The organism is Pseudoalteromonas sp. Z1A6 (assembly GCF_011378745.1).
Classification (GTDB): Bacteria; Pseudomonadota; Gammaproteobacteria; order Enterobacterales; family Alteromonadaceae; genus Pseudoalteromonas; species Pseudoalteromonas arctica.
This window is the reverse complement of the sequence record NZ_WTKW01000012.1, coordinates 1-20,288: the sequence shown is the minus strand read 5'-3', so window position 1 is coordinate 20,288 and position 20,288 is coordinate 1. Positions and strand designations below refer to the sequence as shown.

23 protein-coding genes are annotated in these 20,288 nt (G+C 39.7%); 21 read left to right on the top strand and 2 right to left on the bottom strand.

Features of this window, described 5'->3' with window-relative positions:
• The first annotated feature begins 25 nt into the window (after positions 1–25).
• From GQR46_RS01540 to GQR46_RS01490, 11 genes are read left to right on the top strand one after another with little or no spacing between them, the layout of a single operon-like run.
• Positions 26–736: an RNA polymerase sigma factor FliA gene (locus GQR46_RS01540; RefSeq protein WP_007585810.1), complete on the top strand. Its 711-nt coding sequence runs from the start codon at positions 26–28 to the stop codon at positions 734–736.
• A gap of 40 nt (positions 737–776) precedes the next feature.
• The gene (gene cheY, locus GQR46_RS01535) at positions 777–1,160 is read left to right on the top strand and encodes a chemotaxis response regulator CheY (protein ID WP_008132609.1); all 384 of its coding nucleotides are present in this window, start codon (positions 777–779) and stop codon (positions 1,158–1,160) included.
• A 17-nt stretch (positions 1,161–1,177) separates the two neighbouring features.
• Entirely contained in the window at positions 1,178–1,951 is a 774-nt protein-coding gene (locus GQR46_RS01530; RefSeq protein ID WP_165739546.1) for a protein phosphatase CheZ, read from the top strand.
• A 15-nt stretch (positions 1,952–1,966) separates the two neighbouring features.
• Complete coding sequence (locus GQR46_RS01525) at positions 1,967–4,174, top strand: chemotaxis protein CheA (RefSeq protein WP_165721591.1); 2,208 nt, start codon at positions 1,967–1,969, stop codon at positions 4,172–4,174.
• Between the two features lie 58 nt (positions 4,175–4,232).
• Positions 4,233–5,399 (top strand): chemotaxis response regulator protein-glutamate methylesterase, encoded by a 1,167-nt coding sequence (locus tag GQR46_RS01520; RefSeq protein ID WP_165721592.1) that lies wholly within the window; start codon positions 4,233–4,235, stop codon positions 5,397–5,399.
• Positions 5,392–6,156 (top strand): flagellar motor protein, encoded by a 765-nt coding sequence (locus tag GQR46_RS01515; protein WP_165739544.1) that lies wholly within the window; start codon positions 5,392–5,394, stop codon positions 6,154–6,156. The genes GQR46_RS01520 and GQR46_RS01515 overlap by 8 nt, the downstream gene beginning before the upstream one ends.
• A gap of 1 nt (position 6,157) precedes the next feature.
• Positions 6,158–7,117 carry a flagellar motor protein MotB gene (locus GQR46_RS01510; protein ID WP_165739541.1) on the top strand — a complete coding sequence of 320 codons (960 nt, stop codon included), beginning with the start codon at positions 6,158–6,160 and terminating at the stop codon, positions 7,115–7,117.
• A 12-nt stretch (positions 7,118–7,129) separates the two neighbouring features.
• Positions 7,130–7,900, top strand: a complete 771-nt coding sequence (locus tag GQR46_RS01505) for a ParA family protein (RefSeq protein ID WP_007585827.1) — start codon at positions 7,130–7,132, stop codon at positions 7,898–7,900.
• Between the two features lie 3 nt (positions 7,901–7,903).
• Positions 7,904–8,698, top strand: a complete 795-nt coding sequence (locus GQR46_RS01500; RefSeq protein WP_007585828.1) for a chemotaxis protein CheW — start codon at positions 7,904–7,906, stop codon at positions 8,696–8,698.
• Positions 8,699–8,722: 24 nt separating this feature from the next.
• Entirely contained in the window at positions 8,723–9,220 is a 498-nt protein-coding gene (locus GQR46_RS01495) for a chemotaxis protein CheW (protein WP_002959294.1), read from the top strand.
• 17 nt (positions 9,221–9,237) lie between these two features.
• Positions 9,238–9,639 (top strand): DUF2802 domain-containing protein, encoded by a 402-nt coding sequence (locus tag GQR46_RS01490; protein ID WP_024589935.1) that lies wholly within the window; start codon positions 9,238–9,240, stop codon positions 9,637–9,639.
• Positions 9,640–9,670: 31 nt separating this feature from the next.
• Here GQR46_RS01490 and GQR46_RS01485 read toward each other — a convergent pair whose 3' ends face one another.
• A complete protein-coding gene (locus tag GQR46_RS01485) occupies positions 9,671–9,979 on the bottom strand; it encodes an EscU/YscU/HrcU family type III secretion system export apparatus switch protein (protein WP_024589934.1) in 309 nt (102 codons plus the stop codon).
• A gap of 2 nt (positions 9,980–9,981) precedes the next feature.
• Complete coding sequence (locus GQR46_RS01480) at positions 9,982–12,447, bottom strand: flagellar hook-length control protein FliK (protein WP_165739539.1); 2,466 nt, start codon at positions 12,445–12,447, stop codon at positions 9,982–9,984.
• Between the two features lie 113 nt (positions 12,448–12,560).
• On the opposite strand from GQR46_RS01480, the gene ccmA reads away from it, so the two are divergent.
• From ccmA to GQR46_RS01430, 10 genes are read left to right on the top strand one after another with little or no spacing between them, the layout of a single operon-like run.
• Positions 12,561–13,181 carry a cytochrome c biogenesis heme-transporting ATPase CcmA gene (ccmA, locus tag GQR46_RS01475; protein ID WP_165728705.1) on the top strand — a complete coding sequence of 207 codons (621 nt, stop codon included), beginning with the start codon at positions 12,561–12,563 and terminating at the stop codon, positions 13,179–13,181.
• Positions 13,181–13,867, top strand: coding sequence for a heme exporter protein CcmB (gene ccmB, locus GQR46_RS01470; RefSeq protein ID WP_024608159.1), 687 nt, complete (start codon positions 13,181–13,183; stop codon positions 13,865–13,867). The genes ccmA and ccmB overlap by 1 nt, the downstream gene beginning before the upstream one ends.
• On the top strand, positions 13,867–14,604 hold the full coding sequence (locus GQR46_RS01465) for a heme ABC transporter permease (RefSeq protein ID WP_007585844.1): 738 nt from the start codon (positions 13,867–13,869) through the stop codon (positions 14,602–14,604). The genes ccmB and GQR46_RS01465 overlap by 1 nt, the downstream gene beginning before the upstream one ends.
• A 2-nt stretch (positions 14,605–14,606) precedes the next feature.
• Entirely contained in the window at positions 14,607–14,810 is a 204-nt protein-coding gene (gene ccmD / locus GQR46_RS01460; RefSeq protein ID WP_007585846.1) for a heme exporter protein CcmD, read from the top strand.
• Entirely contained in the window at positions 14,807–15,286 is a 480-nt protein-coding gene (ccmE, locus tag GQR46_RS01455; protein ID WP_007585848.1) for a cytochrome c maturation protein CcmE, read from the top strand. The genes ccmD and ccmE overlap by 4 nt, the downstream gene beginning before the upstream one ends.
• 2 nt (positions 15,287–15,288) lie before the next feature.
• Entirely contained in the window at positions 15,289–17,259 is a 1,971-nt protein-coding gene (locus GQR46_RS01450; RefSeq protein ID WP_165739537.1) for a heme lyase CcmF/NrfE family subunit, read from the top strand.
• Positions 17,256–17,825 (top strand): redoxin family protein, encoded by a 570-nt coding sequence (locus tag GQR46_RS01445; protein WP_165728706.1) that lies wholly within the window; start codon positions 17,256–17,258, stop codon positions 17,823–17,825. The genes GQR46_RS01450 and GQR46_RS01445 overlap by 4 nt, the downstream gene beginning before the upstream one ends.
• Positions 17,825–18,286: a cytochrome c-type biogenesis protein gene (locus tag GQR46_RS01440; RefSeq protein ID WP_165739534.1), complete on the top strand. Its 462-nt coding sequence runs from the start codon at positions 17,825–17,827 to the stop codon at positions 18,284–18,286. Before GQR46_RS01445 ends, GQR46_RS01440 begins: the two co-directional genes overlap by 1 nt.
• Positions 18,287–19,543: a c-type cytochrome biogenesis protein CcmI gene (gene ccmI, locus GQR46_RS01435; protein WP_165739532.1), complete on the top strand. Its 1,257-nt coding sequence runs from the start codon at positions 18,287–18,289 to the stop codon at positions 19,541–19,543.
• Positions 19,544–19,552: 9 nt separating this feature from the next.
• Complete coding sequence (locus GQR46_RS01430) at positions 19,553–20,284, top strand: VacJ family lipoprotein (RefSeq protein WP_165739530.1); 732 nt, start codon at positions 19,553–19,555, stop codon at positions 20,282–20,284.
• The last annotated feature ends 4 nt before the right edge of the window (positions 20,285–20,288 follow it).

The window sequence follows — 20,288 nt, the reverse complement described above, 5'->3', positions numbered from 1 at the left end:
TATGACAACATTGGTGAATAGAGCTATGGGATATCAATCAACACAAAACTTAAATGTGATTGTTGAGAAACATGCATCACTTGTTAAAAAAGTGGCATGTCATCTAATTGCTCGATTACCACCTAGCGTTCAGCTTGATGATTTAATTCAATCAGGAATGATAGGTTTAATAGAAGCTTCAAAAAACTTTGATGCAACAAAAGGCGCAAGCTTTGAAACCTTCGCCGGTATTCGTATTCGCGGGGCTATGCTTGATGAAATGCGCCGTGGTGATTGGGCTCCTCGTTCAGTACACCGTAAAAGCCGACAAGTTGCAGAAGCAATTACTGGGCTCGAAAGCAGTCTGAATCGCGAACCAACAGATACAGAAGTTGCTGAAAAACTTGAAATTTCACTCAATGAGTACCATCATATTTTAAATGATGTTAATACCAGTAAAGTATTAGGTATAGAAGACCTTGGTGTAGATGAGGATGTTATTACTCCCGTAGGCCAAGATTTAGCGCTAGACAAACCTTTTAATAATGTTAAAAATGATCGGTTTAATGAGTCTTTGCTAAATGCAATAAAGTCATTACCAGAGCGTGATGCAATGGTACTTTCTTTATACTATAACGATGAAATGAATTTAAAAGAAATAGGACATATACTCGATGTAAGTGAATCGCGTGTAAGTCAGATACATGGTCAGGCGATGATTAAGCTTAAAGCTAAAATCAATGACTGGATAAACTAGTAGTAAGTAAACTAAGGTTAATACCTCACTGGGGGATGTTTTGGATAAAAACATGAAAATTCTTGTAGTTGATGATTTTTCAACGATGAGACGAATTATAAAAAACCTATTACGTGACTTAGGTTTCACTAACGTTCAAGAAGCTGATGACGGGTCTACAGCTCTGCCTATGTTACAAAATCAAGTATTTGATTTTGTGGTTACAGATTGGAATATGCCGGGAATGCAAGGTATTGACCTTCTAAGAGCAATTCGTGCAGATGATAAGTTAAAACATATCCCTGTATTGATGGTAACGGCAGAAGCTAAAAAAGAACAAATAATTGCTGCAGCGCAAGCTGGCGTTAATGGTTATATTGTTAAGCCATTTACGGCTGGAACATTAAAAACTAAATTAGAAAAAGTATTTGAACGCTTAGGCTAATGATGGGGGAGAGGCTTATGTCAGCACCAGCTGCGCCTCAAATAACGTTAGAACAAGCTCGTCAACTCGTCATTTATTTAGAAAACGATGAGCAAGATAAAGCTAATCAGTTGATTTTAGAGACAGCTTCGCAAGAGCAGTCTAAATTATTTGCTGAAGTTGGGAAGTTGACTCGTCAACTGCACGAAGCACTTAAAAGCTTTGAGCTTGATACTCGCTTAACTAACATAACGACAGATGCGATTCCAGATGCTAAAAAGCGGCTTAATTATGTTATAGAAATGACAGAAAATGCGGCTAATAAAACAATGGATGCTGTTGAGGCTAGTTTACCTATAGCTCAGCAACTTGCAGATGAAATATCTCATATCAAACCGACATGGGATCGTTTAATGAGCCGGGAGATTGAGCTTGGTGAGTTTAAACAACTTTGCCATAGTATCGATGAGTTTATGAATAACTCTCATCATAAAACGGATGAGCTTCAAAGCTTAATGACAAATGTACTAATGGCTCAAGACTATCAAGACTTAACAGGTCAAGTTATTCGCCGTGTTATAGAACTTGTTAGAGAAGTAGAAGAAAGCTTACTTCATCTTTTAACAGCGTTTGCTGAACGAGATGACAGTGACAACACAGCGAATAAAGTAGAACAACAAAAAATAAAAGAACCAGTTGCCACACAAACTTTAGCAGGTCCTGAAGGCCCTATTATTGATAAAGAATCGCGTAATGATGTTGTATCTGATCAAGATGAAGTCGATGATCTTTTATCAAGTTTGGGCTTCTAAGAGGAGAGTAACTGCATGTTTGAAGTCGATGAAGATATTTTACAAGACTTTCTTGTAGAGGCAGGAGAAATCCTAGAGCTTTTATCTGAACAGTTAGTTGAACTGGAAAATAATCCAGAAGATACCGAGTTACTAAATGCCATATTTAGAGGCTTTCACACTGTAAAAGGTGGTGCAGGCTTTTTAGCTATGACAGAACTTGTTGATGCTTGCCACGGCGCTGAAAACGTATTTGATTTACTACGTCAAGGCGTGCGAACGGTCAATTCAGAGTTAATGGATGTTATTTTACAAGCGCTCGACACCATTAATGAAATGTTCGCGACTATCCAAAATAGGGATAAGCCAGAACCAGCAGATCCTGAGTTACTTCAAACCCTCCACATTTTGGGCCTACCTCCAACAGAAGCCGAGCTTAACGGAGTCGCTTCAGAAACTGACGTTGAACAACCTCTTGATGAAGTAGTTGATACGCCAATAGCTGATGAGGAAGATCCATTTGCATTTGATGAAATGTTTAGCGGAACTCCTTCGGTTAGTGATGCTGAAATAAACGAAATCACTGAAGATGAATTTGAAAACTTACTTGATGAACTACACGGTAAAGGACAAGGTCCTGCAGTTGAAAAGCCAGTAGCAAGTAGTAGTGATTTTAATGGTGATATTACTGATGATGAATTTGACAGCTTATTAGACGAGTTACATGGAGTTGGCAGTTTTGGTGAGGTTGCGAGTAAAGCACCTGAGCAAAGTAGTGTAGTTAAAGCACCTGTAGAACCAGCTAAACCAGCGTCAAATACTGCTAATTCATCAGATGATGAAATTAGTGATGATGAATTTGAAGCGCTTCTTGATGAACTTCATGGTAAAGGCACTGCACCTAAATCAATAGAAAGCACTCCAGCTGTGAAACAGCCCAATATCCCAGCTAAACCAGCTGCAAAAGCGAGTGTGCCTGTAAAAAAACCAGAACCTGTAAAAGCACCCGCTTCTAAACCGGTAGAAAAACCGGTTGCTAAAGCAGCGCCAGCAACGCCCAAAAAATCAGCGCCACCAGCAGCAGAGACGACAGTTCGCGTAGATACAAAACGACTTGACCAAATTATGAATATGGTTGGTGAGTTAGTACTTGTGCGAAATCGTTTGGTTAGTTTAGCGACCAATTCAGACAGTGAAGCAATGGGTAAAGCAATCTCTAACTTAGATGTAGTGACTGCTGATATTCAAGGCGCGGTTATGCAAACGCGAATGCAACCAATTAAAAAGGTATTTGGTCGTTTCCCTCGCGTAGTACGCGATTTAGCACGCAGCTTAAACAAAGACATTGACTTACAACTTGTAGGTGAAGAAACCGATTTAGATAAAAACTTAGTGGAAGCACTAGCCGATCCGCTTGTGCATTTAGTTCGAAACTCAGTTGACCACGGTATTGAAATGCCAGCTGTTCGTGAGGCTGCCGGTAAGCCTAGAACAGGTAATGTTACTTTATCAGCGTCTCAGGAAGGCGACCATATTTTGTTGACCATTAAAGATGATGGCGCTGGTATGGATGCTGAGAAACTGAAAAAAATAGCAATTAGTAAAGGCGTGCTCGATCACGATCAAGCGAGTCGACTTTCTGACACTGAAGCATACAACCTAATTTTTGCACCTGGCTTTTCTACAAAAGAAGAGATATCTGATATTTCAGGTCGTGGTGTTGGAATGGATGTGGTGAAAACTAAAATCACCCAATTAAACGGCTCTGTAAGTATTCAATCTGAGTTAGGTGTAGGTACTATTTTAGAGATAAAAGTACCACTTACCTTAGCCATATTACCGACCTTAATGGTAATTGTTGGCGCACAAACATTTGCGTTACCACTTGCAGGTGTTAGTGAAATATTCAACTTAGATTTAACGAAAACAAATGTGGTTGATGGGCAATTAACAATTATTGTGCGTAAAAAGGCAATACCGTTATTCTACCTCGAGCACTGGTTAGTTAAAGGCTCAGATCGTTCACAGCGAAAAGCAAAAGGCCATGTAGTTATTGTGCAAATTGGTACGCAGCAAATTGGTTTTGTTGTTGACTCATTAATTGGCCAAGAAGAAGTAGTGATTAAGCCGCTTGATGCGTTACTTCAAGGAACACCAGGTATGGCGGGTGCTACAATAACTTCGGATGGTGGCATTGCACTGATTTTAGACGTTCCAAACATGTTAAAACATTACGCAGGCTAATAATAAAGTAGGTATATATTTAATATATACCTACGCATAAATTTAATAAGAGAGCTAAATGGCCGTTAAAGTTTTAGTTGTTGATGATTCAAGCTTTTTTCGCCGCAGGGTAAGCGAAATTCTTGAGCAAGATAGCGACATACAAGTTATAGGCTTTGCTGTGAATGGCAGAGAAGCTGTTGAAAAAGCAGCTCAGCTACGTCCAGATATGATCACTATGGATGTCGAAATGCCTGTGCTTGATGGTATTAGCGCAGTTAAAGAGATAATGGCGAGTAATCCAACGCCTATCTTAATGTTTTCATCACTAACACGTGATGGCGCAACAGCAACGTTTGATGCGCTAGATGCTGGAGCAATGGATTTTTTACCGAAAAAATTTGAAGACATCGCTCGCAATAATGAAGACGCTATAAAGCTTTTACAAAATAAAGTGAAAGATATAGGGCGAAGACGTTTACCGCGAACGTTTAAGGCTGCAACACCACCTAAGCCAGTAATATCAACTAAACCGATAACAAGCTCACTTTCGCAAAGAACAAACACACTAACGCCTTCGATAAAACAACCCGATAGAAGCTTTCAAAGAGCAGCCCCTACAACATCGTCAGGTTCAAATATTGCCTCAATGCGAGCAAGTGGAAAGCAATACCAGCTTGTGGCTATTGGCACTTCTACAGGTGGCCCTGTTGCACTACAAACTATACTGACTCAATTGCCAGCTAATTTCCCTCACCCTATTTTACTTATTCAGCATATGCCTGCGGCTTTTACACCTGCTTTCGCAGCACGCTTAAATGGTCTGTGCCAAATAAAAGTGAAAGAAGCGCAACAAGGTGACCGCTTACAACCAGGAACGGCTTATCTAGCGCCTGGCGGACAGCAGATGATGGTAGAAGGGCGTGGTGCAAATAGAACACTGCGCGTATTTGAAGATCATAGCGAGAGAATAAGTTATAAACCGAGTGTAGATGTAACGTTTGCCAGTGCAGCAAAAACGTATCAAGGCGATGTGCTTGCTATTGTTTTAACAGGCATGGGCGCTGATGGACGTGACGGTGCAAGAATGTTAAAGCAAACGGGTGCAACTATTTGGGCACAGGATGAGAAAAGCTGTGTTGTTTATGGAATGCCTCAAGCCATTGCTAATGCGGGGCTTTCGAGTGAAAGCTTAGCATTAAGCGATGTTGCAGCACGTATCAAGAGAGAGGTAGGTTGTGGATAAACTCTCAATATTTGGACTATTTGTAGCACTGGGTGCAATAGGTCTAGGTTACTCTTTAGAAGGCGGCGTTGTTTCTGCTTTATTTAATGGTCCTGCCCTTATTATTGTATTAGGCGGCACGCTTGGCGCTGTTATGTTACAAACATCAGCAAGTACCTTTAAAAAAATGCTAAATATGAGCTCTTGGGTTTTTGTTGCGCCACAATATGATATTGAAGATGCAATAGAGCAAGTTAAGCGATGGTCTCATAAGGCACGTCAAGAAGGTTACTTAGCGCTTGAAAACGAAGCGCTAGCTCACCCAGATGCATATGCAGCAAAAGGTTTAAGCTTGCTTGTAGATGGCTGCTCAGAGCAAAAAATACGTGACACGCTTGAAATTGATTTACTGCTAGAACGCGATCGTTTACTTGAAGCTGCGCGTGTTTATGAAGCGATGGGGGGCTACAGTCCTACCATTGGTATTTTAGGTGCTGTGCTTGGTTTAATACAGGCAATGTCGTTTATTACCGATCCACAAATGCTTGGTGCAGGCGTTGCAACGGCATTTATCGCGACCATTTATGGTGTTGGTTTAGCTAATTTATTGTTTTTACCTATGGCAAATAAGTTAAAACAGCGTGTAGAGCAAAAAATGCTTTACCATGAAATGCTTGCCGAAGGTGTGATTGCAATAAGCGTTGGCGAAAGCCCAGTAAATATAGAATTAAAGCTTGAAGCCTACCGTGTAGAGCGTCCTAATTTAGTGGACGAATAACATGCTACGCCGACGACTTCGTCACTCTGCTCCAAAAAATCAACATACAGAGCGTTGGCTTGTATCGTATGCCGATTACATGACCATTATGTTTGCTTTTTTTGTGGTGCTGTATGCGATAGCGATCAACAAAGAAGAACAATTTCAAATATTGTCAGACTCCCTTGAACACGTTTTTGATAAATCTGCCCGCCAGCACTCCCAGCAAGGTGAGGGCGTCAATGGTAATGGAATATTGACTGATAGAGTGACACCTGAACAAGAAGTTCTTTATGGTGAAAGTATTTTAAAAGAAGAACAAGGTCCAGAGTTACTCGATGGTCAAAGTGATACAAGTAACATACAACAGAAATATTTAGGTAAACCACTTGATAGCTTACTTACTAAACTGCAGTCAGCGCTCATTGATGAAATTCGTGATGGAGAAGCCAGTTTAGAGCTTAATCAAGATTGGCTGATTATAGAGCTAAGCTCAGGTATGTTATTTTCAAGTGGTAGCTCAGTTGCACACTCTAGGGCAAAGCAAGTCGTCAAAATTGTTAAAGATATTATTGCTCCAGTAGATAACTATATTAGGGTGCGTGGCTATACTGATGATGAAAGTATTCGCAATGAAATATTTCGCTCAAATTGGGAACTCTCGGTTGCTAGAGCAACATCTATTTTAGTAGAGTTGGAAGCATTAGGTATTAATTCTGCCAGAATGGCGATAGAAGGTTATGGTCAATATTCACCTTTTGTAAGTAACGATACAGAACAAGGGCGAGCAGAAAATCGTAAAGTTGTTATTGCACTTTCTAAGTATGGTTTACCGCCAATACAAGACATTAAAGGTGATGAACAGGCCGTCAAGCCAGTAGTGGCAGAGCCTGAAATTGAGCTCCCTTCAGATGACGATACAATAAAAATAATTCGTTTGCCTCATGGTGGTATTCGCATAACAACGCGCAATGAACAGTAATTAGGATGTAATGTGAAGATTTGGACTGTCGCAAATCAAAAAGGTGGTGTTGGTAAAACAACAACAGCAGTGAGCCTTGCTGGTATTTTAGCTTTGCAGGGTAAGCGTGTGTTGCTTATTGATACAGACCCTCATGCATCACTCACTTATTACTTTGGCATTGACTCAGAAGATTTGGAAGTCAGCGTATATGATATTTTTGCGCGTGGCACGAGCATGCAAAGTGAAGAGATACTTCAAGCTTTATGCCCATCAACACTTGAAAACCTAGATATTTTACCCGCAACAATGGCGATAGCCACGCTTGATAGAAGCATGGGTAATAAAACAGGTATGGGATTAATACTAAAAAAAGCGCTTGCAAAAATCAGTGAACATTACGATTATGCCATTTTAGATTGCCCCCCAGTTTTAGGAGTGTTAATGGTTAATGCGCTTGCAGCAAGTGAGCGAATTTTAGTGCCAGTGCAAACGGAATTTTTAGCACTGAAAGGGCTTGATAGAATGATGCGCACTATGGAATTAATGCAAACCTCTCAAGCGAAAGATTATCAATATACTATAATCCCTACTATGTATGATAAACGTACTAAAGCATCGTTAGAAGCATATAAAACACTGCAAAGTACGTATGGTGATAAAGTCTGGCCAGGTGTGATACCGGTAGATACTAAATTTAGAGATGCAAGCTTTGCGCAAAAAGTGCCTGTAGAGTATTGTCCTCGTTCGCGTGGTGTATACGCATATAAAGCACTGCTAGAATATTTAATTGAACAAGGTTAATGAATGAGTAAGCAATTATTTGCTAATGAAAAAGTAATGAAACAATACCTAGGGGCTTTGTTATGTGAAGACGAGCCTGTAGATAACCTTGAGCCAGTCGCAAAATTACTTGAGCAAATGCCACACGACTCGCAGCAAGAACATATTCATTTAAAACCAAAAGAACAGATAAAAGCGGCAGAAAAAATATTTGATCAAGACTTACTTAATTCTGAAATTAAGCCAATAGTTGAACCTATTTTTGAAGCCGAAAAAGTTAATAAAGCCATTGACGATGAAGTAATAGAGCCGATAAGTACGATTACAGAAGAACCAGAACCACAGATTATAACCACTAGCCAATCTGACTATTTTGATGGTGAATTTCAGGCATTATTTTTTGAAGTTGCTGGTTTAACATTGGCTGTGCCATTAAAAGCATTAGGCGGTATACATCAACTAGGTGAAGTAAATCATTTATTTGGTAAGCCAAAGTGGTTTAAAGGCGTTATGCTCAACAGAGAAGAAAAGCTTAATGTTGTTGATACTGCTCGTTGGGTAATGCCAGAAAAGTATGATGATAAATTAGAGGCGTCTTTAGATTATCAGTATTTAATTACCTTAGGTGATAGCCAGTGGGGCTTATTAGCTGAAAAGTTGATAAATAACATTACATTGAGTAAAGAAGATGTAAAATGGCGTACAAATAAAAGTAAGCGCCCATGGCTTGCTGGTGTTATAAAAGAAAAAATGTGTGCTTTAATAGATGTAGATAATTTAAATATATTATTAGAGAAAGGCTTAGATAGCCGTCAGTAGTAATGACCATTACGGGGTAATAGCATGAATCAAGATAAATTACTGTCAGCAAATAAAAACGCAGATAATAATGATGAAATTTTACAGTGGGTTACGTTTAAGCTAGAGGAAGAAACCTACGGCGTAAATGTAATGCAAGTACAAGAAATACTTCGTTATACAGAGATAGCCCCTGTACCAGGTGCACCTTCTTACGTTATTGGTATTATTAACTTACGCGGTAACGTTGTAACTGTTATTGATACTCGTGCACGTTTTGGTTTGTTAGCTGCTGATGCAACCGATAATTCTCGTATATTAATTATTGAAGCTGAAGAGCAAGTTATCGGCATTTTAGCCGACAGCGTATCTGAAGTCGTTTATTTACGCAGCTCTGAGATCGATAGTGCACCAAATGTTGGTACTGAAGAAAGTGCTAAGTTTATTCAAGGCGTTTGTAATCGTGATAATGAGCTACTGATTTTAGTCGATTTAAACAAGTTACTCAGCGATGATGAATGGGATGAGTTAAGCGATATATAAGCTTTACCAAATAAATTATGCTGTTACTTAGTATAGCTATATCAGCGTTAGCGGTAGGACTTATATCGCTTGCGCTAATAATTGCATTAAAAAACAAACAAGTGAATGAAGTTAATGCTGTATTACAGCAGCTTAAAGATAGCTCAGAGCAAACTCATATTTTGCGAAGTGAAATTTCAGAGCTTAGAACAGGGCTTTTAAGTATTGGTAAGCGAGTGCTTGAGGTTGAGCAACAAAATCAAGATTTAATACAACAACAAGCTGCGCAAAAATACGATGACCCTGATGCTAAAATTTACTCTCGTGCAGTAAAAATGGTTGAGTTAGGTGCGGACCTCGATGAGGTGATACGCGAATGCGAATTACCGCGAGCAGAAGCCGAATTACTATTTTCACTACATAAACAAAAAGGCGCTTAGCGCCTTTTTAGTTATAAGCGTGTAAATAATCTCACGCTTTAATATTTAACTTACCTTGAAAGTCTTGCCAGCCTGGCGGAAATTGACCTCTTAATACATACGAAAACGCAATAAGCTCTGCAATTACATAATAAAGCTCTTTAGGGATTTCTTCCCCTAAGCTTAAATGCGACAACGTTTTAGCAAGCGCTGCATCTTCGTGGATCATAATTCCTTTTAATTTTGCCGCTGCAATTATTTCGTCAGCTAACTCACCAAACCCTTTTACGCTTACAGTGGGGGTGTTGCCAGCTTCGTATAAAAGCCCAATGGCTGACTTATTAATAGGTGTATCACTCATTACTAAACCTTAATATTAATAATTGCATGAGATTTATAAAATGCCTGATTATTTGCATCGCCTCGCTTTAAGTTGAGCTCTCCAACCTGTAAACCATGCTTAGCTAGTTTGGATCTTAAATTATCTAAGTGAGGGTGAGCAATTGCGCTTACTTCTTGGCTTGAGGCTAATAGCTGGCAATCGAGTGCTTTATCCATTAACTCAGCGGTAATCTGTAATTGCCCAATCTGTGCATAATCAAAGTTTAGCCTGACAAACCATACATTTTTATCTTCTAATTTATCTGCGCTTGGCTTTTTATATTGCCCCAATGTTATTTCTGTTTGGGCGGCCTCAGGCGGCAATTTCATTGGTAATAAAAATTGTGCAAGCGGGTTTGTGTCTGGTTGTTGACTTGGTGTTGAAACACTTACTTGGGTAAGTGTGTTTTTAACTTGTACGATTTCGCTAGCCAATGCTTGAACTTGAGCTTGCTGCAGTTGCTCAAGTATTTTTGCTCCCGCGTTTCCTGTTTTAAAAGTAGGTATGAGTACTTGTAAAAGTGCATCTAAGCCAGTTTGGTTATTAAAGCTTATCGGTGTTACTGATTGGCTAATTATAGGGGCTGCTAAAATACTCACTGCAACTTGTTCAAGTCCTTTAGTGAAGCTACTTTGTAGTGTATCACCCGTTAATTGAGATGGTTGTAAGGTGGCTAATACTTCACGCTGTATGGTCGCAGGGTTAACATTATTACTTGAGACCATGCGATTAAATGCTTGGTTAATTAAGCGAGTTAAATCGGGCGTGTCTTTTGTTGCTCTATTTGTAATGTCAGTAATTTGACTACTTAAAAGCTGTTTGTTACCAGCTAATCTATCCGTAGGGATTGTGGTATCAGGAAGCTTTAATAATGTGCTTAATAGCTTTGCTTCTATTGGTTGTAGCATTTGACTACGAGAGGCAATATTAGATAACGGCTCTGCTAATGGGAGAATGTTTTTAATCGTGGCTGAGTTTGCACTGTTTTGATTGTTGCCGTTTATTACTGGTTGCACTGAAGAGGTTATTTGCCCTTTAGTAACAATTTCACTTGTAGGCTTAATTAACGTATCAACTTTACTGTTAGTACTAATATTCAGAGCACTCAATTGACTCGCGTTTAAATTACTTGGCTTAGCGCTCGCCACTCCATTTTGAGTAATATTATTTGGCGTTGGCGTTGGCGTTGGCGTGTTAGCTGTTGTTATATTTGTAGATGATTGCCAAACACTAACACTTCCTTTTATTTGCTGAGTTAATTGTACAAGTGGCGGAAGTCTTGAAAAGTGCTCTGGTAAAGTATTGCTCGTATTACTATTTAACGCAGTACTTACATTTTGGGTAATATTCACTCTATTCAACGGTGATACTGTTAATTGCATAACTAAGCTCGGCCTTTGTATCGCAGATGATGCAGATGGCGGCATTAACTCAGATTTATTTGCTGCTGCAAAGGGCTTACTTTCAAAATATTTAACTGCATCATTAATTCGCGTTTTTAAATCACTAAAGCTATTTTGTAGCCACGATTTTATTGGGCTATTAGGTGTAAGCAGTGGGCTTGCTTTAATAGTGGACGCAGAAAAAGGTATTTCAGGGACACTGCTTTTTTGAGCTAAAAGTAACTCGTTAAACGGTTTAGAAAATGAGTTATTAAGCGTCACTTTTATATTATTAGTATCGGTTTTAATAAGTAATTTATCAGCCTGATTTATTAAATTTACCTTAATGGGGGTATTGGGTAGTTCACTAACTTGTTGATTAGTAATAGGCGTTGTAAACGAACCTGACTTTTGAGGATGGGTCAAAATAGCTAGTTTAGGTGTTGCTTGAAGTTGCGCACTAGGTAATAAGGCCACGAGTAATTTAGTAAGTTTAGTTTGGCTAAGTGGTTGCGTATGAATTGTATCTGCAAAGCGATTAATAACATTAAGCTGTGCGCCTTTGTTAGTAGTACTAACAACTACTTTTAAAGGCTGCTCGGTTAAAAGTAACTGCGCTACGTCTTTATTTATGGCAATACTGGCGTTAAGTTTATCAATTACTAATTTTGGGGTAGGGGACATAACCACTTGTAAATCCATTGGTTGGCTTTGTACCTCAGTGCCCGTGCTTACATAATTTAATAAACGCTGTAATTGTACTGGTTGATTTAAAGTAAGGGTTGTAGTGTTTGGCGTGATGTTGAGCTGTTTGCCATCGGGATTAAGTTGTATGTTAGCACTGGCTATTTTTTGTAAATTTTGAGGTGCGCTTGTAGTGCCAAGCCTTAATGTCTGCCAATGTTTATCAATAAATACATCAAGCGTAATCGAGTCTTTCGAAAATTGAATGTTTTTAGCCGCAAGTACCTCATTAGGTAATTGCGATAACTCATTGGTTTGAGGGTTCGTCGATTGATTGATAACCAATGAATTAGATAATGTTATTTGCGTTGGCGTATTCATTATTTTAAATCAAGTTTTCTCTATTTTAAGTGAATCGATTTTAAAGCAATATTCGTATTACCCTATCATTATGGTAGACTAACGCCTAATTTTTGGCAGAGAGAATCGTCATCTTGTTACACATTAAGTCCGTCACCTGCATCAAGCAAGATCGTTGTTTGTTTGCGGATCTTAATTTTAGCCTTAATAGCGGTCAAATCATGCAATTAGCGGGCCCTAATGGGGCTGGTAAAACATCGCTATTGCGTATTATCGCAGGCTTTTCTGTGCCTGATGAAGGAGCTGTTTTATTTCAAGAACAGCCTATATCTAAGTATTACGAAGAGTATGCCAGAGAACTACTCTTTATAGGCCACAAAACAGGTGTAAATACTCAGCTTAGTGCCGTTGAAAATGTTCGTCATTGGTTACAAATTAATGGCTACATAAACCAGCCTGACTTGTATCCCATTTTAGCGCAACTTGGCCTTGTTGGACTTGAAGATGTACCGGTTAGAATGTTATCTGCTGGACAACAAAGACGTGTAGCTTTGGTTAGGCTTTGGTTAAGTGATTCTAAATTATGGGTACTTGATGAGCCATTTACCGCGCTTGATAAAAGCGGTGTTGCTTTTTTGCAGCACCGATTTACTGAACACTTACAAAGCGGTGGTGCTATTTTATTAACGACTCACCAAGACTTAACGACCCATTTTAGTAACTTGCAAACGGTTACACTGGAGTATCGTCACTAATGACTCGTCAACATTCTTATTGGTTGCTATTTAGTGCGGTATTTACCAAAGATGTAAAACTTGCGTTTCGCCAGCGCGCTGAAATTGTAAATCCTATTTTGTTCTTCTTAATTGTAATTTCATTATTTCCGTTAGCAATCGGGCCTGAGCCTGGTTTACTAGCGAGAATGGCACCGGGAATTATTTGGGTTGCCGCATTACTTTCTACCATGCTGGGCTTGGATAAACTGTTTAGAGATGATTTTAATGATGGCTCATTGGAGCAGTTAATTGCATCGTCTTACCCGTTATCGTTAACCGTACTTGCTAAAGTGGCTGCTCACTGGGTGGTAACAGGTTTACCGCTTGTATTAATGACGCCGCTATTTGCATTGTTGTTAAACCTAGAAAGTACGGCGTTAACAGCGACTGTTTTAACATTATTATTAGGCACTCCACTATTGAGCTTTATTGGCGCAATAGGCGCAGGGCTTACTGTAGGATTACAAAAAGGGGGTATTTTGATGAGTTTACTCGTACTGCCTTTGTATATTCCTGTTTTGATTTTTGCAACGTCGGCTATCGATACCAGCTCTATGTCGCTGGATTATAGTGGGCAGCTTGCCATCCTTGGTGCAATGTTACTTATTGCTATTATTAGCGCACCAATTGCCATATCGTCAGCTTTAAAAGTGAGTGTAAGTTAATGTGGAAGTGGTTACATCCCTATGCTAAAGCAGAGCGTGCATACCAGTTATGCAATACGTTACTGCCTTATTTTGCCGTAGTTACTGTAGTTAGTATGATTGTTGGATGGGTATGGGGGCTTGGTTTTGCACCTGCCGATTACCAACAAAAAGACAGCTACCGTATCATTTTTATTCATGTTCCTTCCGCCATTTTATCTATGGGCGCTTACTCATCAATGGCTATTGCAGCTGTTGTTGCACTTGTATGGCAACTACGAAATGCCGAACTTGCCGTTATTGCTATAGCGCCTGTTGGTGCTTGTATTACAGCTATAGCGCTTATTACTGGCGCTGCATGGGGTAAACCTATGTGGGGTGCTTGGTGGGTATGGGATGCGCGTTTAACGTCGGAACTTATTTTATTATTTTTATATCTTGGCGTGCTTTCGCTTTATCATGCATTTGAAGATAAGAAGTCAGCAGGGCGTGCGGCTTCTATTTTAGCTATTGTGGGCGTAATCAACTTACCTATTATTCATTACTCAGTTGAGTGGTGGAATACGCTACACCAAGGCGCAAGCATTACAAAACTAGACACCAAAGCAATAGACCCAAGTATGTTTTGGCCACTTATGGTTAATATTTTAGCCTTTGCTGCTTTTGTAGGAACAGTAACTTTAATTCGTCTTAAAAATGAAATTTTGCAACGCGAAAAGCACCGACCGTGGGTGCGTTTGTTGTTAAATAAGGGGTAATTATGCAGTTTGACTCTTTTTCTGATTTTATTGCAATGGGAGGCTATGGGTTCTATATCTGGCTTTCTTTTGGTACATGCGCTCTTATTTTACTTGGTATTTTAGTGAACTCTTTAAGAGATACTAAACGTATTATGGCTTCAGTTGAGCAACAAATAATACGTGAAGCGCGAATTAAAAAAGCTAAACAGGAACAAGCCTCATGAATCCAAGACGTAAAAAGCGCCTATTGGTAATTATTGCCGTACTGTTTGGTATTGGTGGATCAATTGGTTTAGTGCTTTATGCACTTCAAGAAAATATTAATCTTTTTTATACGCCAAGCGAACTTATTGATGGCAAAGGGCCTAATAAAGAAAAACCATTCATTGGCCAAAAGCTACGTATTGGTGGCATGGTTGTACCAGGCACGGTTGAGCGTAATGAACAGAGCTTACAAGTAAGCTTTAAGCTAATTGATACAGGTCCATTAGTGACCGTGCGTTATCAAGGCATATTGCCAGACTTGTTTCGTGAGGGGCAAGGCATTGTAGCGCAGGGCGTATTAATCGAACCTAATGTTATTGAAGCATTTGAAGTACTTGCAAAGCATGACGAAGAATATATGCCAGCAGAGGTTGCAGAGGCAGTTAAAGGTATTAAGCACGAAAAACCAAAATACAACTTAGATAGTGGTAATTAGCTATGATCCCAGAAATTGGTTATTTTTCTTTAACGCTTGCCATGGTGCTAAGCGTTTTACTGTGTATTTTTCCTCTTTGGGGCGCGCATACCGGTAATCTTCGATTAATGCGTGCAGCTCCCTCTTTAGCAATTGGGCAATTCGCTTTTGTTTTAATCTCTTTTGCAGCACTTATTTACGCCAGTGTAACGGATGATTTTACCGTATCATATGTGGCATATCATTCAAGTAGTACACTGCCTTGGTATTACAAAATCACCTCTACATGGGGCGGCCATGAAGGCGCTATTTTACTGTGGTTAGTAATGCAAGCTGGTTGGACTGCCGTTGTCGCTGCGCGTTCTAAATCATTACCTTGGGTGCTACGTGCTCGCGTATTGGGCGTACTTGGTTTTTTAGGTGTAGGTTTTATGATGTACACCTTACTACTTTCAAGCCCGTTTGAGCGCCTACTCCCTTATTTCCCTGTTGAAGGGCGTGATTTAAATCCGTTACTTCAAGATCCGGGCATGATTATTCACCCGCCATTACTGTACATGGGTTATGTAGGGCTATCAGTTGCTTTCTCTTTTGCTATTGCTGCGTTGTTAACCGGTAAGCTTGATAACACATGGGCTAAGTGGTCACGTCCGTGGACAATGACTGCATGGGGCTTTTTAACTCTAGGAATCACAATTGGTAGCTGGTGGGCATATTCAGAGCTTGGCTGGGGCGGCTGGTGGTTTTGGGATCCAGTCGAAAACGCATCATTAATGCCATGGCTTGTAGCTACAGCATTACTACACTCATTAAGCGTAACCGAAAAACGTGGTGTATTTAAATCGTGGACCGTACTACTTGCTATCGCAGCATTTTCATTAAGCTTGTTAGGCACCTTTATTGTGCGCTCGGGTATTATTGTATCGGTGCATGCTTTTGCAACAGACCCTGATAGAGGCTTATTTATACTCGCCTTTTTAGGCATCGTTGTAGGTGGTGGCTTAGCGTTATATGCACTGCGTGTATCGCAAGTACATAGTGAAGGCCGATACAAGTTTGTATCACGCGAAGTGGCGTTATGGCTCAATAATATATTTTTAGTAGTTGCTACATTAATCGTATTGCTGGGTACGTTATTACCTATGGTTCATAAAGAAATGGGCTTGGGCAGTATTTCTATTGGCGAACCATTTTTTAATAAGATGTTTGCAATAATTTTAGTACCATTTGCTATTTTGATGGGTATAGGACCATTTTTACGCTGGAAGCAAAATAAATGGGCTTTCTTACAAAACAAAATATTAATGGGCGTATTAGCCAGTGTAGTGATTACCTGTGCTTGGTTGTTTTCAAGTTACGATTTAGTAAAACCACTTACGCTACTGGCCACTACGCTTGCGGTTTGGATTGCAATATCAACTGGGATCGACATTTACACTAAAGCCGCAGTGCATGGCACCTTAAAAGAAGGTTTAAAACGCTTAGGTGTAAGTTACTGGGCTATGGTGCTTGGGCATATTGGTATTTCGTTTGTTATTGCAGGTGTAACGCTTACATCGGCGTATTCAGTTGAGCGTGACGTATCGATGAAGCAAGGCGATACAGTTCAGCTTAACGAGTATGAATACCGTTTTGATGGTGTTAAAACTATTCGCGGGCCGAACTACAGTGGTCATGCGGGTGTTGTATCGGTGCTTAAAAACAATGAGCTAGTAACACGCTTACATGCCGAAAAACGTAAGTATGATATTGGTATGCAGTTTATGACCGAGGCGGCCATAGATGCAGACTTTACACGTGATTTATACTTAGCGTTAGGTGAGCAGTTGAGCCAAGGTGCATGGTCACTTCGCATTTATCATAAACCGTTTGTTCGTTGGATGTGGATTGGTGGTGTGCTTATTTCCCTAGCTGGATTTATGATTTTATTTGATAAACGCTACCGCACATCAGCTAAAACAGCGCGTAGAGCTGCATCGGAGAATGTTTTATGAACCGTAAAATTTTAGCTATTGCGCCGCTTTTAGTATTTGCTTTTGTATGTGTATTTTTATACCAAGGCCTTTTTGCTAATCCTCGTGAAATTCAAACGGGTCGGTTAGGTCAAGAAATGCCAGCATTTAATCTACCTGATTTAATGCAAGATATTAAGCCGTGGACCAACGAGTCTTTAAAAGGCGAAGTTTACTTACTAAATGTATGGGGTACTTGGTGCCCAACATGTTTAGTTGAACTTGGTTATTTAACTAAGTTACGTGAGCAAGGCGTTAAAATTATTGGGCTTTATTACGTACAAGGTTACGATGCTGACTTTGATGGCCCTTTTGATATGCAATCACTTCGCAGTGAAGTGAGCGATATGCTGCAACGTGCGGGTGACCCATATCAATTTAATATCTTAGATTTACATCGTACTTTGTCGTTGGATTTAGGTGTTTCAGGTGCGCCTGAAACATTTTTAGTCGATAAAAACGGCACTATTTTATTGCATCACACGGGCGATATAAACCCGCGAGTATGGCGTGCTAAATTTGCGCCAATTATGCAGGAGCTTAAATAATGAAATGGTTACTACTTACGCTTAGCCTTTTTGTAAGCATCTGTGCGTTTGCAGAGCAAGATCGCTATCAATTTGATAACAACAAACAAGCAATATTGTTTGAAGAGCTAACTAAAGAGCTGCGCTGTCCTAAGTGTCAAAATCAAAACATTGCGGACTCTGACGCTGTGGTTGCTAAAGACTTGCGCGATAAAGTACTCGTATTGGTTAAAGAAGGTAAGAGCAAAGACGAAGTGATTGATTACATGATTGACCGCTTTGGCTATTTTGTTCATTACGACCCACCAGTTACACCAGCGACTTTAGTACTTTGGGTATTACCTGTATTAATTGTCATAGTCGGCTTTGGTTTTATTGTTATTCGCCAGCGAAAAGCATCAGTAAAACAAACGTGGAGCAGTGACGACGAAATGTTGTTAGCTAAGCTAATTGAACAAAATAAACGTCAGGAGCAAAGTTAAATGATTTTAATGTGGGCGTGTTTTGCTTTACTCACACTGGTTGCTCTTGGGTTTGTGATGTTGCCTTTTTTAAAAAAAGAGCGCGTTCAAACAATTACTCATAACGCCAATGCTGAGTTAATTAGCATTTATGAGCAGCGTTTAGTTGATTTACAAACCGATTTAGACAATCAGCGTATTGATACCGTAAATCATGCAGAATCAATTATTGAATTAAAACGCCGTTTATTGAATGAGTTATCACCAGAAAAATCACTAAACAGCAAAGGTAATAATCGTATTTTTGCTTTAACTGGTGGCGCATTTGTTCTTGCTCTAACAGGTGTTTTTTATGGTTTAACGGGTAGTCAGCAGCAAATTTCGGCTTGGCATGATGCAATGGATAATTTAGCTGATTACGGCGAGCGTGCTGTAATGCAAAAAGGTGAGCCGCTTAGCCAAAATGAGCTGCAGGCTTTTGCATTGGCGCTTCGTACTAAGCTTAGCCGCTCTGGTGATGATGAAATTGCTTGGATGCTACTTGGTCGAGTGGCTATGTCGCTTAATGAATTTGATATGGCGCAGCAGTCATTTGATAAAGCACTGCGTATGAACCCTGATAATATGCAGGTACTTATTAGTTACAGCCAAGTTTTATTACTAGAAGGCAGTGAAGCTAATATGACCCGCGCGGCAGGTATGCTCTCAAAAGTACTAAAAGTTGAGCCTACCAATTTAGATGCAATTTCGTTATTAGCACTCATTGCTTATGAACGTAAAGATTGGCCGCAAGCCAAAGCCGCTTTTGAGGTTTTATTAGCGAGTATGCAAGAGAATGACTCACGTTATAGCATGATCTCTGAGCGTATTAGTGATATAGAACAGAAAATGCAAAGTGAAGGCTCTGTTATACCTACTACTATCAGTAACAGCAGCACGATTGCGGTTACCGTAGATATTGCAAAAGAGCTTATAGATAAACAGCCAAAAGACGGTATTTTGTTTATATTTGCAAAAGCAGCAAGTGGTTCGCCAATGCCATTAGCTGCTGTTAAACTCGCTAAATATTCATTTCCAATTACTGTTGAGTTAAGTGATAGTAGTGCAATGGTTGCAGGGCTTAACTTATCTAGTGCAGAAAATATTATTATTTCGGCGCGTATTTCTATAGATGACTCGGTTATGCCAAGTTCTGGTGAGCTAGAAGGTCATTCAGAGTCGTTAAAGCGTGAAAGTGTAAGTGACTACCAACTTCAAATTGATACATTAATACCTTAAGGACGTTAGATGTTAAAACACAGTTTTACTTTTTTATGTTTATTGATACTAGCCGGGTGTGCTCAAGTACCACAAAGCAAAGTAGATGACAGAGATCCGCTGCAAAGTATTAATCGTCCGTTATACGACTTTAATATGGATGTACTGGATGCTTATTTATTGCGCCCAGTTGCTGTAGGTTATGTTGAAGTAACGCCTGTACCGGTAAGAAACGGTATTGTTAATTTTACAGGTAATATTACAGCACCTGTCGATATGATTAATGCGGGTTTGCAAGGTAAACCGGGTAATGCAAGTGTGAGCTTAGCGCGTTTTTTAGTTAACTCTACGGTTGGTGTTTTTGGTATTTTTGATGTAGCCAGTTCACTTGGTCTTGAAATTGTAGATGAAGACTTTGGACAAACGTTAGGTGTATGGGGCGTGGGTGATGGTGCTTATTTAATGCTACCTGGCATGGGTCCTACAACAGCACGTAACCTGACCGGTGATGTAGTCGACAACTTTGTATTACCTGAAGTTGCGCTAACGACTCCACAAACTATTCTAGTGTTTGTTTTAAAAGCAGTTGAGGCGCGTGCATCATTAATCCCACAAGAAGGGTTATTAAATGATTCACTTGATCCGTACTTATTTGTAAAAGATATTTACTTCCAGCGTCAGATTTATGAGCTGTACGATGGCAACCCACCAATAAAAGAAGAGCCAGCTGATTTTGATGAAGACTTTTTAGAAAGTTTATAATTGA

Coding starts and splice junctions, on each gene's coding strand:
- GQR46_RS01540 (WP_007585810.1), top strand. CDS start 26: ATGGGATATCAATCAACACAAAACTTAAATGTGATTGTTGAGAAACAT.
- GQR46_RS01530 (WP_165739546.1), top strand. CDS start 1,178: ATGTCAGCACCAGCTGCGCCTCAAATAACGTTAGAACAAGCTCGTCAA.
- GQR46_RS01525 (WP_165721591.1), top strand. CDS start 1,967: ATGTTTGAAGTCGATGAAGATATTTTACAAGACTTTCTTGTAGAGGCA.
- GQR46_RS01520 (WP_165721592.1), top strand. CDS start 4,233: ATGGCCGTTAAAGTTTTAGTTGTTGATGATTCAAGCTTTTTTCGCCGC.
- GQR46_RS01510 (WP_165739541.1), top strand. CDS start 6,158: ATGCTACGCCGACGACTTCGTCACTCTGCTCCAAAAAATCAACATACA.
- GQR46_RS01500 (WP_007585828.1), top strand. CDS start 7,904: ATGAGTAAGCAATTATTTGCTAATGAAAAAGTAATGAAACAATACCTA.
- GQR46_RS01495 (WP_002959294.1), top strand. CDS start 8,723: ATGAATCAAGATAAATTACTGTCAGCAAATAAAAACGCAGATAATAAT.
- GQR46_RS01490 (WP_024589935.1), top strand. CDS start 9,238: ATGCTGTTACTTAGTATAGCTATATCAGCGTTAGCGGTAGGACTTATA.
- GQR46_RS01485 (WP_024589934.1), bottom strand. CDS start 9,979: ATGAGTGATACACCTATTAATAAGTCAGCCATTGGGCTTTTATACGAA.
- GQR46_RS01480 (WP_165739539.1), bottom strand. CDS start 12,447: ATGAATACGCCAACGCAAATAACATTATCTAATTCATTGGTTATCAAT.
- ccmB (WP_024608159.1), top strand. CDS start 13,181: ATGACTCGTCAACATTCTTATTGGTTGCTATTTAGTGCGGTATTTACC.
- GQR46_RS01465 (WP_007585844.1), top strand. CDS start 13,867: ATGTGGAAGTGGTTACATCCCTATGCTAAAGCAGAGCGTGCATACCAG.
- ccmD (WP_007585846.1), top strand. CDS start 14,607: ATGCAGTTTGACTCTTTTTCTGATTTTATTGCAATGGGAGGCTATGGG.
- ccmE (WP_007585848.1), top strand. CDS start 14,807: ATGAATCCAAGACGTAAAAAGCGCCTATTGGTAATTATTGCCGTACTG.
- GQR46_RS01450 (WP_165739537.1), top strand. CDS start 15,289: ATGATCCCAGAAATTGGTTATTTTTCTTTAACGCTTGCCATGGTGCTA.
- GQR46_RS01445 (WP_165728706.1), top strand. CDS start 17,256: ATGAACCGTAAAATTTTAGCTATTGCGCCGCTTTTAGTATTTGCTTTT.
- GQR46_RS01440 (WP_165739534.1), top strand. CDS start 17,825: ATGAAATGGTTACTACTTACGCTTAGCCTTTTTGTAAGCATCTGTGCG.
- ccmI (WP_165739532.1), top strand. CDS start 18,287: ATGATTTTAATGTGGGCGTGTTTTGCTTTACTCACACTGGTTGCTCTT.
- GQR46_RS01430 (WP_165739530.1), top strand. CDS start 19,553: ATGTTAAAACACAGTTTTACTTTTTTATGTTTATTGATACTAGCCGGG.